Source organism: Corynebacterium sp. ES2730-CONJ (assembly GCF_024834055.1).
In the GTDB taxonomy this organism is placed as follows: domain Bacteria; phylum Actinomycetota; class Actinomycetes; order Mycobacteriales; family Mycobacteriaceae; genus Corynebacterium.
On sequence record NZ_JANUXZ010000002.1, the window covers coordinates 383,887 to 399,798 of the forward strand.

Annotated in this window: 14 protein-coding genes; 10 read left to right on the forward strand and 4 right to left on the reverse strand. The window is 52.8% G+C overall.

The annotated features are described in order from the left end of the window. Positions 1-85: 85 nt before the first annotated feature. The gene (gene lpdA, locus NXS13_RS03960; RefSeq protein ID WP_259157902.1) at positions 86-1,501 is read right to left on the reverse strand and encodes a dihydrolipoyl dehydrogenase; all 1,416 of its coding nucleotides are present in this window, start codon (positions 1,499-1,501) and stop codon (positions 86-88) included. A 636-nt stretch (positions 1,502-2,137) separates the two neighbouring features. Between lpdA and NXS13_RS03965 the strand changes: the two genes are divergently transcribed. The 7 genes from NXS13_RS03965 to NXS13_RS03995 all read left to right on the forward strand — a co-directional run bounded on the left by NXS13_RS03965 (position 2,138) and on the right by NXS13_RS03995 (position 10,357). Further along, a complete protein-coding gene (locus tag NXS13_RS03965; protein ID WP_259077677.1) occupies positions 2,138-3,202 on the forward strand; it encodes an alpha/beta hydrolase family protein in 1,065 nt (354 codons plus the stop codon). Positions 3,203-3,349: 147 nt separating this feature from the next. Next, entirely contained in the window at positions 3,350-5,356 is a 2,007-nt protein-coding gene (locus tag NXS13_RS03970; RefSeq protein WP_259157901.1) for a prolyl oligopeptidase family protein, read from the forward strand. Between the two features lie 11 nt (positions 5,357-5,367). Continuing rightward, positions 5,368-6,363 (forward strand): dTDP-glucose 4,6-dehydratase, encoded by a 996-nt coding sequence (gene rfbB, locus NXS13_RS03975; protein WP_259077815.1) that lies wholly within the window; start codon positions 5,368-5,370, stop codon positions 6,361-6,363. After that, a complete protein-coding gene (rfbD, locus tag NXS13_RS03980; RefSeq protein WP_259289402.1) occupies positions 6,360-7,706 on the forward strand; it encodes a dTDP-4-dehydrorhamnose reductase in 1,347 nt (448 codons plus the stop codon). Before rfbB ends, rfbD begins: the two co-directional genes overlap by 4 nt. Continuing rightward, positions 7,707-8,570, forward strand: coding sequence for a glucose-1-phosphate thymidylyltransferase RfbA (gene rfbA / locus NXS13_RS03985; RefSeq protein WP_259289403.1), 864 nt, complete (start codon positions 7,707-7,709; stop codon positions 8,568-8,570). It begins immediately after the preceding gene. 47 nt (positions 8,571-8,617) lie between these two features. Further along, the gene (locus tag NXS13_RS03990) at positions 8,618-9,517 is read left to right on the forward strand and encodes a thioredoxin domain-containing protein (RefSeq protein ID WP_259289404.1); all 900 of its coding nucleotides are present in this window, start codon (positions 8,618-8,620) and stop codon (positions 9,515-9,517) included. Positions 9,518-9,523: 6 nt separating this feature from the next. Continuing rightward, complete coding sequence (locus tag NXS13_RS03995) at positions 9,524-10,357, forward strand: cytochrome c biogenesis CcdA family protein (protein ID WP_259077697.1); 834 nt, start codon at positions 9,524-9,526, stop codon at positions 10,355-10,357. 184 nt (positions 10,358-10,541) lie between these two features. Here the strand turns inward: NXS13_RS03995 and NXS13_RS04000 are convergent, their stop codons facing one another. The 3 genes from NXS13_RS04000 to NXS13_RS04010 form a co-directional block, all read right to left on the reverse strand. Next, positions 10,542-10,721, reverse strand: coding sequence for a hypothetical protein (locus tag NXS13_RS04000; RefSeq protein ID WP_259077700.1), 180 nt, complete (start codon positions 10,719-10,721; stop codon positions 10,542-10,544). A 65-nt stretch (positions 10,722-10,786) separates the two neighbouring features. Continuing rightward, positions 10,787-11,290 carry a DUF421 domain-containing protein gene (locus NXS13_RS04005; protein ID WP_259157893.1) on the reverse strand — a complete coding sequence of 168 codons (504 nt, stop codon included), beginning with the start codon at positions 11,288-11,290 and terminating at the stop codon, positions 10,787-10,789. Between the two features lie 92 nt (positions 11,291-11,382). After that, on the reverse strand, positions 11,383-12,747 hold the full coding sequence (locus NXS13_RS04010) for an MFS transporter (RefSeq protein ID WP_259157891.1): 1,365 nt from the start codon (positions 12,745-12,747) through the stop codon (positions 11,383-11,385). 383 nt (positions 12,748-13,130) lie between these two features. Between NXS13_RS04010 and NXS13_RS04015 the strand changes: the two genes are divergently transcribed. The 3 genes from NXS13_RS04015 to NXS13_RS04025 all read left to right on the forward strand — a co-directional run bounded on the left by NXS13_RS04015 (position 13,131) and on the right by NXS13_RS04025 (position 15,872). Further along, entirely contained in the window at positions 13,131-14,357 is a 1,227-nt protein-coding gene (locus NXS13_RS04015) for a hypothetical protein (protein WP_259289405.1), read from the forward strand. Between the two features lie 160 nt (positions 14,358-14,517). Further along, a complete protein-coding gene (locus NXS13_RS04020; protein ID WP_396125066.1) occupies positions 14,518-15,105 on the forward strand; it encodes a hypothetical protein in 588 nt (195 codons plus the stop codon). Beyond that, positions 15,096-15,872: a hypothetical protein gene (locus NXS13_RS04025; RefSeq protein WP_259289407.1), complete on the forward strand. Its 777-nt coding sequence runs from the start codon at positions 15,096-15,098 to the stop codon at positions 15,870-15,872. The genes NXS13_RS04020 and NXS13_RS04025 overlap by 10 nt, the downstream gene beginning before the upstream one ends. The last annotated feature ends 40 nt before the right edge of the window (positions 15,873-15,912 follow it).

A 15,912-nucleotide genomic window follows, 5' to 3' on the forward strand; every position in this document is an offset into this window, starting at 1 on the left:
CGTCACTCAGGCACCAAAGCCCTGTTCGAGTACACATAAAGGGGCGCAATCCTGTGAGATCGCGCCCCTTTATCTAAGAGAACCTTTAAAGGTTAATCATGTGACCCATAGTTCCCTCACAGGCTTCTTTCATCGCCTCCGAAAGGGTGGGGTGCGTATGCACATTGCGCCCGATTTCTTCCGCCGTAAGGTCGAAGCGCTGAGCTAAGGTCAGCTCCGGCAACAGCTCCGAGACATTAGCGCCAACCATATGCGCTCCAAGGAGTTCACCGAATTCACCATCGGCGATGACCTTAACGAAACCAGCCGATTCCGCCAGACCTTGGGCCTTACCATTGGCACTAAAGGGGAAGGTTGCTACCTTGATCTCCCGGTCAGAGAATTTCTCCTTCGCCTGCTCTTCGGTATAACCGAATGAGGCGACCTGGGGGTTGCAGAATGTTGCCCGTGGCATCATCATATAATCACCCAGCTCTTGGGTTGGAGCCCCTGCAATGGTTTCAGCTGCCACCACACCTTGTGCTTCAGCAACGTGAGCCAATTGTAATTTCGCGGTCACATCGCCAATGGCATAAATACCCTTAATATTCGTACGCATGCGCTCGTCAATGGCAATAGCACCACGATCGGTTAATTTCACGCCAGTCTTCTCTAAACCGAAGCCTTCGGTGCGCGGGGCGAAACCAATAGAGACCATGCATCGATCGGCTTTAATGGTATCGGAGGAAGAACCATCTTTAGATTCCACGGACACTTCTACGCCATGGTCCCCGCCGAGATCTTTGATCGCGGTGGTCTTATGTCCGGTAAGGAGCTTGACACCTAGCTTCTTATATTGCTTGGCAATCTCCTTAGACACGTCCTGATCCTCATTAGGCAGAACGCGGTCCATAAATTCCACGATGGTGACATCGACACCATAGTTGGCCAGTACATAAGCGAATTCCATGCCGATAGCACCGGCACCCACAATCACAATGGACTTGAGCTGATCGGCACTTAAGATCTGTTCTTCATAAGAGACAATATTTCCGCCTAGTTCCACCCCAGGCAAGGAACGGACCACGGAGCCCGTGGCTATAATACAGTCATCGAATGTGAGGGTTTCGCCCGCTGCTTTACCCTCAGTAATACGGATGGTTGTGGCATCTTCAAAAGAGCCCAAGCCGTCGATCTCGTCGATCTTGTTCTTCTTCATGAGATAATGCACGCCCTTGACAATGCCTGCAGAAACCTTGCGGGAGCGCGCGTGAGCCACTTGGAAATCAAAGCTAACGTCACCTTCGATACCAAAGGTTTTCTTCTCATGATTGAAGATATGGGCCACTTCAGCATTCTTTAGCAGCGCTTTGGATGGAATACAGCCAACATTGAGGCAGACCCCGCCCCAATACTGCTTCTCCACCACAGCGACTTTCTTGCCGAGCTGAGCTGCGCGGATGGCGGCCACATAGCCACCAGGGCCAGCGCCGAGAACTACTACGTCATAATGTTTAGTCACGCCCACAAGGATACGGAAAATTCCGCTGAATGTCGCCTTTTATGCGGGGAAAATGTTTGACCTCCTCACCTAAAGGGGGTAAAGGCTTTCGAGCGAGACTGGATCTTTGAGGCGCCTGAAGCCTACTAGGGATTAGATGAGACCCAAGATGAGCGCTAGTTCACTCGATGCGGAGGAACCGAAGTGAAGGACGGCTCCGAGGGCGGCGTTGATCTGGACGATAATTTGCTCAATAACATTAATGGGCATGGTGTTCCTTGCCTACTCGAGGGATCATATATTTAAAAAACAATAGCCGATAAGGGCTCAGAGTTCTCAACTAGTACCAGCGCTCAAGCGGCCTTCAGCGTTACATCAACAGCTTTGCCCGCGCCTATATAAGCACTTATAAGTGCTTATAAATGCTTATATCAAGGTATCAGCGCTTATACCTATACCTGCTATCGCTCATCTACACATGTTATTCACTCGAGTATCATAAGCAACTCTAGTAACATTACTGGTGATACTGTTGAGCACTGATGGCGCAACCATTAGCGCAGAAATATCGTCTATTCGCCACGTCTCAGCTAACGTTTGAAGCGCTGACAACGATGATATGAGAAGTAAGCACAAATACGCTCCCAAAGGATCACTATGAAGTACACGTACCGACGCCTTAGCGCAACACTTTTCGCCCTCGGACTCTTAGGCGCTAGTCCTGCCGTGGCCGGCACCATAACCCCAGCGCAGCTCGCCGCCAACGCGGCAACCTCGCAGATCACGGTGGGAACGAATACCAATGAGAACCCGCGCTGGCGGAGTGTCGTTGACGGCGATCGCGTGGTTGAGATGTGGGCAACCTCTCCAGCTATGGATAATCGCTCGATCCCGGTAGTCGTTATCAAAGCCAGTCAGCCCGCACGCCCCACCCTCTACCTACTCAATGGTGGCGACGGTGGAGAGGGACGCGCCAACTGGCTCATGCAAACGGATGCTATCGACTTCTACAAAGAAAAAGATATCAACGTCGTCATCCCCATGGCCGGACGCTTCTCTTATTATTCCGACTGGGTACAGGACGTTCCCCATCTCGGTGGCAAGCAGCGCTGGGAAACCTTCCTCACCAAAGAGCTGCCTGGCCCTATCGAGAACCTCTTAGGCGCAAATGGCAAACGCGCTATTGCCGGAATGTCGATGTCTGCAACATCTGCGCTTCTCTTAGCTGAACACAATCCGGGATTCTATGACGCTGTAGGCGCCTTCTCTGGCTGCTACGCGTCCTCGAAACCTGCACCCACTGGATTTATTGCACTGACTCTCCAACGTGGCCAAGCCACTATCGAGCAAATGTGGGGTCCATGGGGCAACCCCACCTGGATCTATAATGATGCCGTGATTAATGCTGAAGGATTACGCAATTCCGAGGTTTACGTTTCCAACGGATCCGGACTCGCCGGCGCCTGGGATATGCCCACTGGCCCACGTCTGATTGGCCAAGATCCCTTAATCCAGTCCGTCGGTGCCGCTACCACCATTATCGAAGGTGGCGTGATCGAGGCAGCCACCAATGCCTGCACCCACGATCTCAAATCTAAGATGGACAGCTTGAACATCCCCGCGGACTTCAATTTCCGCCCCACCGGCACCCACTCGTGGGGTTATTGGCAAGATGACCTGCGCAACTCTTGGGTAACCTTCGAGCGCGCCTTCAATTCTTAAAAGCTCGAACCGACCATTCGACCCCAGCCCCTGTAGTGAGAAGGGGGCTGGGGTCGAATTTTTCTATCCGTTTGATTGCCGCCCTCCGTCGCGTTGGGTAGCCTGACACTAGCTCTTTACTCGCTCGTCAGAAGGCCCATATCACCTATGAATCCTGTTTCTCCCGCTCACCCACTACCGAATATAAGCACCCAGGAGCTCGAACCTATTGACTCTCCCGAGGCTTTAAGCTGGGTAGCAACTCTGAATGGGCGGGCAGCGAAAGAGGTTGACAAAAAGCTCGCCCGTCGCATCTTAGAAGCCTATGACAATACTGATCGCATCGCATATGTCACCCGCCGCGGTGACTTCCTCTACAATTTCTGGCGCGATTCTCACCATCCCCGCGGCATTTGGCGACGCACCACGCTAGAGAGCTACCGCGACGCTCATACTCAATGGGAAATACTCATAGACGTCGATGCCCTGGCCCACGAGGATGGGGAAAACTGGGTATGGAAGGGCGTGGTCATACGCCGTGAAGCAGACGTGGCTTTAGTCAGCCTCTCTCGTGGCGGCGCCGATGCTGCTTGCGTGCGCGAATTTGATCTTTGCACGCAGAGTTTTGTAAAAAATGGCTTTGTCCTCGATGAGGCTCGCTCCTATCTCTCGTGGATCGACAGCGATAGCTTGCTGGTCAGCACTGATTTCGGACCGGGCTCGCTGACCATATCTGGCTACCCTCGACAGATTCGAGTGTGGCGCCGCGGAGAGGATATCAGCGCTGCCCAAGAACTGTACTCTGGAGAACAATCCGATCTCTTGGTGATGGGGTGGGCCGACCCAACGCCAGGATTTGAGCGGGTTTTTGTTCGCCGCCAAATCGATTTTTATACCTCCACAACCTTTGTCCACACCCCCTCTGGGCTGGAGCCCGTTCCGGTGCCGGGCGATGCCAGCATGAATGTGCGCGAAAATTTCCTCTTTGTGGTTCCCCGCACCGATTTCTGCACCATTCCCGCAGGCGGACTCGGGGTGATCGACTTCGAAGAATTCATGGCGGGTAACCGAGAATTCCATGTGCTTTTTAGCCCCGATGAGCACACGAGTCTGCAGAGCCTCCATTTCTCCCGCTACAAGGCCTATATCACCATCATGCGAGATGTCAGCAGCTCGATTATTGAGATTGATTTGCGCAGCTTTGCCCAGCGCACCTTAGATCTTCCGCAGCTGACAACCGCACGAATAATCTCAGCCGATGAACACGGCGATGAAGTATGGCTGAGCTGTTCCAGCTTTAGCCAACCCGACACCTTATACCGCCAAGGTGCCTCCCTTTTAGAAAAAATTGCCCAAGCCCCCACCTTCTTCGATGCCACGAAAATCGAGACCCGGCAACACTGGGCACGAAGCGCTGATGGTACTCAGATCCCCTACTTCATTGTTGGCGTCTTTGATCAACCGCAACCCAAGCCCACTCTGGTCTATGCCTATGGGGGCTTCGAAGTCTCCCTTACCCCAGCCTATAGCGGGGCACGGGGCATCGGCTGGCTGGAAGATGGCTATTACTTCGTGCAACCCAATTTACGCGGGGGCGGCGAATTTGGCCCTGGGTGGCATAACCAGGCAACAAAGGAGAACCGCTACAAAGTCTACGAAGATCATCAGGCAATCCTCGATGACCTCGTTGACCGCGGTTATAGCCGACCCGAGACCACATTCGTGCGCGGCGGTAGCAATGGAGGCCTATTAAGCGCGGTCGCGCTTACCCACTACCCCGAAAAAATCGGCGGTGCGGTCATACAGGTTCCACTGACCGATATGCTGCGCTATCACACCCTCCTTGCCGGTGCCTCCTGGATGGCAGAATATGGCGATCCTGATAATCCTGAGGAACGCCCCTATCTCCAGGCATACTCACCACTAGAGAACGTGGTTCCGAAATCCGACCAGATCTATCCCCCGGCGCTGGTAACAACCTCCACCCGCGACGACCGCGTCCACCCCGCCCATGCTCGTCTCTTCAGCCACGCCCTCATTCAGGCTGGCCAGGACCTTACCTATTACGAAAACACCGAAGGTGGTCACGCAGGTGCCGCCGATAATGCCCAATCGGCTTTTATGGAGGCACTTGTATACAGCTGGATGAAGAAGAGGCTGCGCGCGGTACGATAAATACTATGAAAATGCTCGTCACTGGCGGCGCCGGTTTTATTGGAAGCAACTATATCCGGCGCACGCTCTCGACTCACCCCCACTACGAGATCACCTGTCTCGATTCCTTCACCTACGCAGGCAACCCCGCTAACCTTGAGGGCCTAGATATCACCACCGTTATAGGAGATATCACCAATACTGAGCTTGTCGACGAGCTTGTTAAAACCCACGATATCGTGGTTCACTTTGCCGCCGAATCCCACAATGACAACTCTTTAGCCGATCCGTGGCCCTTTATTCACACCAATATTATTGGCACCTATACACTCCTAGAAGCCGTCCGCCGCCACCAGACCCGCTATCACCATATCTCCACCGACGAAGTCTTCGGCGACCTAGACCTGCACGACCCGGCGCGTTTTCACGAGCACACCGCTTATAGGCCATCCTCTCCTTATTCCGCGAGTAAAGCCTCAAGCGATCACCTGGTGCAGGCCTGGATCCGCAGCTTCGGCATAGCCGCGACCTTGTCCAATTGCTCCAATAATTACGGCCCCTATCAGCACATAGAGAAATTCATCCCTCGCCAGATCACCAATATTCTCATAGGCCAACCTGCGAAACTCTATGGTTCAGGCACTCAAGTGCGTGATTGGATCCACGTCGATGATCATAATGACGCCGTCAATATGATTATTGATCGTGGCACGATCGGAGAAAGCTACGTTATTGGCGCCGATAACGACCACGTGAATAATAAGCAGGTCATTGAACTGATCTGCGAACTCATGGGTACGGGCAGTTATGAGCATGTCGCCGACCGCCCGGGGCATGATATGCGCTACGCGATTGATTCCACCAAATTGCGCTCCGAACTAGGCTGGGCACCACGCTTTACCGATACCGACACCGGCATGCGCGCAGGCCTGTTGGACACTATTGACTGGTACACCACCCACCGCAGTTGGTGGGAAGGAGATAAAGAGCGTGTCGAGGCCACCTATGCGCGCAAAGGACACTCATGAATATCACCCTCACGCCTATTAAAGATCTAGCCATCATCCACCTCGACCTCCACGGTGATAACCGTGGCTGGTTCAAGGAGAATTGGCAGCGCGAAAAATTTCAGAACCTCGATCTCGCACCGCTGGCTTTAAAATATTTCCGACCCGTCCAACACAATATCTCCTTTAACCAGCGCCCGGGAGTGACCCGCGGCATGCACGCCGAACCGTGGAATAAGCTCATCTCCCTCGCCGCCGGTGAGGTCGAGGGGGCGTGGATCGACCTGCGCGCCGATTCCCCTACCTTCAAAACCCAATTCCACTGCCGCCTAAGCCCCGGCGAAGCTGTCTTCGTACCGCGCGGAGTAGCCAATGGATTTCAGGCCCTCACGGCAACCAGCTATAGCTACCTCGTTGATACCCACTGGTCTCCCACGGCCCACTACAGTTTTACCAACCTCGACGAAATTTCTTGGCCCCTTCCTGTTACCGAAATCTCCGAAAAAGATCGCCACCACCCACCGCTAGATGAGGCGCTACCGGTACCGAATAAGAAGGTTCTTGTCACTGGCGCTGACGGCCAGGTAGCCACGGCCCTGCGTCGTATCCTCCCCGATGCGCACTACCTCACGCGGGCAGAATTCGATATTGAGAGGCCGGCTGCTTCTGGCATCGACTTCACCAAATATTCCACGATTATTAATACGGCTGCCTATACTAACGTTGACGCTTGCGAAACCGACCGCAGAAAAGCGTGGTCTACTAACGCACAGGCAGTGGGGGCACTGGCTGATATTACCCGTGACTATGACCTGTGCCTGGTTCATATTTCCTCTGATTATGTCTTCGACGGCGACACAGCGCATCCTTATACCGAGATGGATATTCCGTCGCCGCTTAATGTCTACGGTCACAGCAAAGCGGCTGGGGATATCGCTGCGGCCCGAAACCCCAAGCACTATATTATCCGCACGTCTTGGGTAGTTGGCGACGGCAAAAATTTCATGACCACCATGGCCACCCTTGCTCGCACAGGGATTAATCCACAGGTTGTGGGCGACCAATTTGGGCGCTTAACATTTGCCAATGAAATCGCTTCGGGTATCGTGCACCTCCTTCATACTCAGGCTCCCTATGGCACCTATAACCTCAGCAATTCCGGGCCGGTGGTGAGCTGGTACGAGATTGCTCAACGAGTATTTTCTCGCTCCGGTCACGATCCCTCACGGGTGAGCCGCTGTACCAGCGCTGAATATCAGGCGGTGGCTCCGAGGCCACAGTATTCTGTATTAGATCTAGCGAAGATTGAGGCCACGGGCTTTTATCCACGCGATTGGCAACTCGCATTCGAGGAGATGATCTAAATGAAGGGCATCATTCTTGCCGGCGGCTCAGGTACCCGCCTCTACCCCATTACCCAAGGCATTTCGAAACAATTGATGCCCATCTATAACAAGCCTATGATCTACTACCCACTCTCAACACTGATGAGTTCGGGCATGAAAGAGATCCTCGTTATTACGACTCCTCTCGATATCGAGCACTTTCGTCGCCTCTTAGGCGACGGCAGCCACCTCGGAATCAGCATTAGCTATGCTATCCAGGATCAACCGCGGGGGCTCGCGGATGCTTTTCGCATTGGCGCTGACTTTATCGGAAACGATGATGTTGCATTAGTGCTCGGTGATAATATTTTCCACGGCTCCCAGCTGACTGAGCGCCTCTCAAGCATCAGCTCAGTTAATGGCGGAATAGTCTTCGCCTATGAGGTCAGAGATCCCCAGCGCTATGGAGTGGTGACCTTTGATGATCAAGGGCGCGCCACCTCCATTGAGGAGAAACCCGCTGCGCCGCAGTCGAATTTCGCAGTGGTAGGTCTCTACTATTACGACAACCGGGTGGTGGAGATTGCGCAGTCCATCACCCCTTCGCAGCGCGGCGAATTAGAAATTACCGCGATTAACCAGGCCTATTTACAGGCTGGTCATCTTAACGTGGTCAAATTGGCTCGAGGTGACGTATGGCTCGATACTGGCACCTTCGATTCCATGAGCGAAGCTAGCTCCTATGTTGAGGTTTTGGAAAAACGCACAGGGATTGTCATCGGATCCCCCGAAGCCACTGCTTACCATCAGGGCTTCATTAGTGCCGAGGAATTAAAGCATCTAGCGCAGCGTCGATACGCGAAATCAGGTTATGGCGCCCTCCTGCTTAATACGTTGAAATAACAGACGCTGATAAACTTGGACAAACCCTAACAGAGAAAGATTCATCCATGGCAACACCTATTCATCCGCCCGCGAAGCAATCGGCTTTCGCCAGCGTATCTCCGGCGATCTGGGCGCTTGTTATTACCCTCATCGCCGTCGCCGGTCTCGCCGGCTATGCCTTAGGCTATAACAAAGGTAGTAGCGAACCTGCCATAGCTCCAGCTGAGACGATCAGCACCACAGCTGCGGCCCCGACGAGCGTCGACCCCAATCCCGCAACTGAGGCTGCTCCTGCTGGTGCTGAGGTTAGTCCTGGTAGCCAGGCTATTGCCCCCAATACGGATAGTGCTACTATCGACGCCACCATGTACGGACCTGGGGCTGAAGTGAAACGCGCTGAGGATATCATGAATGTCCACCGCCGCAATCCAGCCGATCCCTTTGCTATTGGAGCCCTCGACGCACCCGTAGTCATCAGCGAATTCTCCGATCTTGAGTGCCCCTTCTGTGCGCGCCACGCTAATGAGACCCATCCTAAAATTATGCAGGAGTATGTGAATAAGGGATTGGTGCGTATTGAGTGGAATGACTTCCCTATTAATGGTGATCACTCGATCGCAGCCGCTAAAGCTGCTCGCGCTGCTGCGGCTCAGGGTAAATTCCATGAATTCTTAGCCGCCCTGTTCACTGCCTCGCAATCTGTCCCGGGTCACCCCCACAACACCATAGAGAATTTTATGGATTTCGCACGTCAAGCAGGAGTGCCCGATTTAGATAAATTCAAACAAGAAGCGATGGACGCCACCTTCGACGAGGCTGTTGACCAGGCCCGCAGCTATGGGGCTTCTTTGGGAATCACGGGCACCCCAGGATTTGTTATTGGTGGGCAGTTCGTCAACGGCGCTCAACCATTTGAAATTTTCAAACAAGTTATCGACGCCGAGCTAGAAAAGGCTAAGAATTAAACGATCGTGATTGATTTTGGATTACTGGGCGCCTTCCTCGGAGGCGTCCTTGCCTTACTCAGCCCCTGTTCAGCACTTTTACTCCCAGCATTTTTCGCCTATGCATTTAGCGCGCCTGCACAGCTTTTAAGCCGCACAGGGGTATTTTTCCTCGGATTGCTGGCAGTTCTCGTCCCCTTAGGAGCGGGGGCCGGAACCCTCGGGAGCTTTCTGAACACCTACCGTCACGAGCTCATTGTCTACGGGGGCGTCCTCATTTGCATCATGGGAGTAATTAGCTTCTTTGGAGGAGGATTTCGACTAGGTCCTCGAGCTGCAGTCACAGGACGTGGGTATCCAGCGACGTTTTTCCTCGGAGCCATCTACGGCTTCTCGGGGTTCTGCGCCGGCCCTCTCCTAGGTGCTGTGCTCACCACAGCCGTGGTGGGTGGTAGCGCCCTCTACGGAGCGCTCATCCTTGCCGTCTATGCTCTTGGAATGACCGTTCCCCTCATATGTTTAGCGCTAGTATGGGAGCGTTTTGATATGAGTTCACGATCGTGGTTGCGCGGCCGGACGCTGATATGTGGTCCTCTTCGCCTGAATACAATGTCGATGCTTTCCGGGCTTCTCTTTATAGGCATTGGACTGCTCTTCATCTTCAGCAAAGGCACAACGCATCTTCCGTCCGCAATAAGCATTGATACTCAAGCTGAGATTCAAGGATGGATTGTTGTCAACCTTGGTCCCATCTCGGATGTCCTCGTCCTTCTCGGGTGTGCGCTCCTGGTAGCCTTAGGACTGATCATTTATATTCTGAAAAAATCTCCCGCCACGAGCACCAGCGAGCGTGAGAAGTAGAAAAGGAGACATTCCCTTGGGGAAAGTCTCCTTTTTGATGTCCTAATTAGGCAATCAAGGCCAGACCCGCGACAGCCGCACGCTAGCGAAACTCATATTCTCACCAGTCACCTAGCGTGTGCGCTGAATCTTAGGATGTGGGGGAAAACCTAAGTCACCGGGTATATATGGACCTGCCGCATCACTACCGAGGCACGCTGAGGTACCACCAGTTGTGAGCGAGGCGGGGCAGTGCACGGTGCACAATTTTCTCGGTTTTGCCGAATGCGGCAAAACCAATGATAGGAAGCGGGCGATTATTTCCGTGCGGCACACCATAACCATTGCACACAATCGATAGTCTCCGCACTGTAGTCCTATTCATTCTGAACTTAACGGTTTACCCATGACGGGATCGAGCTCTACGGACACTCACAATGTGCTCATTGATCAGTAGAGATTAGTTAATGCGCTTCCATCGCCTCGATTACTGTGGGGGATAACACTGAGCTGACCATTGGATTCCAAGATAACGGCGAATATTTGGTCGAAGCCACCATACCCCGCTTGGCGAATCGCCTGTTCAACTCCGGCAACGCTCAAACGGTGAGTATGGATAACATCGAGTAGCGGCTCACCGTCTCGGACAAGAAGTGCAGGTGGAGAGGTGATAATGCGCCGGATCCTAGAGTTATTGGAGCTTGCTCGTGCAACTACAAACTGCAGGCACGCCAAGAGGCCAAGGGCGAGCAGCCCTTCAGAATATGTCACATCCGTACTGAGAATAATGCTCGCAACAGTCGAGCCGAGAGCCACTGTAATAATAAAGTCAAAAGCATTGAGCTGCGCGAGGGTTCGCTTACCACTCATGCGCAATATGGCAACGATGGTGAAATAGGTCAGCACACCAATAACAAGAATACGAATCAGAGAAAACCAAGAATCAAAGAACATACTCAGCAGTATGGCATATATGCTCAGGGCTATTTATTCGGGTAATAAAAAGGGCGGAGTGTGCGTGCACCCCGCCCTTTCGGTGAAAATCTCTAGATCAGCATCTTCCGACGTTCAAGTAGAGCATTTTCTTCCCTTCGAATGAAAAGGAAGATGATGAAGATCAGAACGGCGAAACCGAGGAAGACCATGAAGGTCACGTCCCAGCCAGCGTATTCCACGAGGTAGCCGACACCAGTAGACGCTAAGGTAGCGCCGAGAAGATAACCAAATAAACCGGTAAAACCTGCGGCGGTCCCGGCGACATTAGCAGGTGATAGATCTAGAGCCTGGAGACCAATGAGGCCTACGGGACCATAGATGAATCCACCGATGAGGGCGACAAATAGCACCATGACCAAAAATGGGGTGCCGACGGGCATGAGCCAATAGCCCGCAATAGATAGGCCAGCACCCGTGGTGAAGAGCAGGATCGAAGCACTGCGATTACCATTGAAAATTTTATCGGACGTCCAACCACACAGAATCGTGCCTATAAATCCGGCGATTTCGAAAGCCCCAAAGCTAATCAATCCGCTGGTGATCGACATATTGTGCACTTCGGAGAGATAGGTAGTCACCCAGTTAAGAACGCCGTAGCGCAAGGCATAAACGAAGACATTACCGATGGCGAGCAGCAGGATGATCTTATTGGTCAAGATATGCTTGAATACCAGTTCACGGGTGGAAATTCCCAACCCATTATTGGTGTCTTCGGCGACTTTAGGCGGGTCATTGCGGTACTCATCAATTGGCGGCAAGCCCACAGCGGTAGGATTATCCCTGATGAGCACAAAGGAGATAACTGCGACGACAAGCGCCACAACAGCGGGTACCCAGAATGCTGCACGCCAGTTTTGCTCAGTAAGGTGCAAACCAAAAGCGACGAGGAAGGGCAGGGCGCCAGCGCCGAGATTATGGGAGGTATTCCACAATGAGCCTTTCCAGCCGCGTTCGTTAGTACTAAACCACTGAACTACAACGCGCCCACACGGAGGATAGCCCATACCCTGGAACCATCCATTGATGAACATAACGGTGGCAAAGATACCCACACTGGCCGAAACCCACGGCACAAAGGCGACGATGAGGTTCATAATGGCCGACAGGCCCAGACCCAACGGAAGGAAGTATCGCGCATTGGAGCGGTCGGAAACCATAGCGCTGAAGAATTTGGATAACCCGTAGCTGATCAATACAGCGTTGGCGATAATGCCGACAGCGGGCTTATCGATGACGCCATTTTCATCAAGAAGCAACGGCGCGATAGTCGAAATATTGTTGCGGATAAGATAAAAGCCTGCATACCCGAGGAAGATTCCCATGAAAACTTGGAATCGGAGGCGGGGATATTTACGGTCGATTTCTGCTTGAGGCAACCGTGGTGCAGCTGGCGGGGTGTGTAGCCATGTCAGCACTGAAATGCTCCTTTACTAGATTGTAGGAGGCGCATTTATTGCAAAATACGTCAGCTTGCGATGAATTAGATATCGCCAAAAAGCCGCACATATTATATGAATAATATTAATGAAAACCTAATAAAAACATGAGTAAAGCCTACGATGTGACTAAAGTCCCCCTCCCACAGGGGCGCTAGCATCCACACACGGACTTCACAATGCGATTCACTGCATAAATCTGGATTAACCCGGATATATCTCCCCATGTATGTGATCAGGTTCGCCTCACACCGACATATCCAAGTCTCTCCCACATTCAGGGAACCGATTGCGCTTATTCGCAGTCCAACGGTTTACATACAGCTACTCTCGCGAAATTCAACGACCGAAGGACTCTAGCTATGAAATTCTTGCCAGTTGGAATACTAGGCGGCTGCCTTACCCTTCTCACCGCATGTACGAACGATGCCCCACAGCTCAACGCCGATTCCACCAACCCGTCCAAGTTGAACGTGGCGACAGCTCCCGCCACTGCACCCGTCACGCAACCGATTACCATAGACCGCTCCGACCCTAGGGGCGAAGACTACCACGAAGCTTTCAGCCATTTTGATCCCAACCTCGTCCTCCATGATTTCTGCGACCGCTTCACCCCCGAGGAACTGGTCAGCATCGGACTACAAGAAGACGAAAGCTCCGAGACAGAGCGGAGCCCTGATGGGTTTTTATCGAGCTGCGACTATAAGCCCTATCCACAAGACCCCAACGTCCTCTATGCGGTCGCGACAAACTTCACACAGCACAACTTATACCACCAACTTAACCGTCTTTTGCTCTTCGAATTCGAAGGACAGGACCCCCGCATCTACTTTCAATCACCCCAAAAAAATGGTGAGTCGAGTGAACTCTTCAATTGCACCGCTGCAACGAGCACCTCTGGAGGCACAGTAAACCTCACAACGAAAGTTTCCAAAAACGCCACTAACCCACATGCGTACTTCAACGATAGTGCCACCACCTGCAAACATTCACACGACAAACTTATCGAGCTGATCAACCTCAGCGGAATAAGGTGGCCGCAACCTGTCATGCAGCCAGTCAATATAGACCCCAACGATCCTGCGTCTGAAGGCTACCAGGAAGCATACGACTATTCAGACCCCAATCTTGTCCCTTATGATTTCTGCGACCGCTTCACTCCCGAAGAATTCGCCAGTATCGGACTACAAAAAGATGAGACTTTTGAAACTAGCAAGTCGCCGAAGACGAAACTCACGGTCTGCCAATTCAAGCCCTTCCCTGAAAACCCAGATATCGTTCACCTCATCGCAACCGACGGAGTACCGTACAAAAAAAATCGCTCAGCTGGCCTTATTCTCGACTTCGAGTTCGAGGGGCGTCACCCCCGCATCTACTTCTTTGCATATTTACCCAATGGGGAGACGGACGAAAATTTTGATTGTAGCGCTGCTACAAGCACTACCAGCGGCACATTATCCTTCTCGACACTTGTCTACAAAGATTTATTGGACCCTAGTACACCCCTAAGAGATCTCGCCAGTACTTGCAAATATTCACACGACAAACTCATCGAGCTGATCAACCTCAGCGGAATACAGTGGCCATAGCCTCTCCACCACAGCAAGCTATACCCAATCGCACTCACGATCACAGAAACGCCGAGCATTGATGAACAAACTCCTCACCCTCCTCAGCACCACAGCACTCCTTAGTTCTAGCGCGTGCACACCAAATCCACCAGGTCCTGATAGGACCGAAACAGTAACAGTGTCTCGCACCACCGCACCCCAAACCCCCGAGACTACTGCCCCCACCGTGCAGCCAGTCGATGTGGACCCCGACGACCCCAAATTCGAAGGCTACCAAGAAGCATACGACCGCTCAGATCGTGACCTTGTTGTCCATGATTTCTGCGACCGCTTCACCACCGAAGAACTCGCTGGCATCGGGCTAAGCGCCCACGACAGCTCAGAAACCGAAAGAGACGCTCAATTCAAAGAATCGGTCTGTTCCTTCGATCCCATCCCTGAATACCCAGGCGTCGAATACCAAGTCATGACGGGCCTCCTGTCATACGAGACGCAGCGCAATCTGGGCCAACTCTTGAACTTCGATTTCGAAGGGCGTCACCCCCGCATCTACTTCTACTCCAGCTTAACCAATGCTAAAGCAGGCTTCTTCCTCGGTTGCACTGCAGCAACGAGCACCACTAACGGCACTATAAACTTTTCCACCGAAGCGTTTAGCGACGAACTTATCCCTGATGCGCGCTTCAACGATGCCGCTAGCACCTGCCAACACTCACACGACAAACTCATCGAGCTGATCAACCTCAGCGGAGTCCCATGGCCATGATCACCTTCAACCCCACCGCCACAGCAAGCTATACCCAATCGCACTCACGATCACAGAAACGCCGAGCATTGATGAACAAACTCCTCACCTTCCTCAGCACCACAGCACTCCTTAGTTCTAGCGCGTGCACACCAGATTCTTCTGGGCCAAACGAACCAAAGGAAACTGAAACGGCAACGGTGTCTCGCACTGCAGCTAACACCGCACCCGAGACTACTGCCCCCACCGTGCAGCCAGTCGATGTGGACCCTGATGACCCCAGATTCGAGGGTTACCAAGAAGCATACGACCGCTCAGATCGTGACCTTGTTGTTCATGATTTCTGCGACCGCTTCACCCTCGAAGAACTCGCTGGCATCGGGCTGCGCGCCCACGACAGCTCAGAAACCGAAAGAGACTCTCAATTCAAAGAATCGTTCTGTTACTTCGATCCCACCCCTGAAGACCGAAGCGTCGAATACCAAGTTTTATCCGACAACCTACCGTACGAAGCGCAGCGCAGTTTGGGAACTCTTTTAGACTTCGATTTCGAGGGGCGCCACCCCCGCATCTACTTCTACTCCGACTTTCCCAACGGTGAGTCTAGCGTCTTCTTCCAGTGTATCGCTGCAACGAGCACCACCAACGGCACCATAAACCTCACCACCGAAGCGTTCAGCGACGAACTTATACCTGACGCGCGCTTCAACGATGCCGCTAGCACCTGCCAACACTCACACGACAAACTCATCGACCTCATCAACCTCAGCGGAGTCCCATGGCCATGATCACCTTCAACCCCACCACCACACAACAAGTAACCAACAT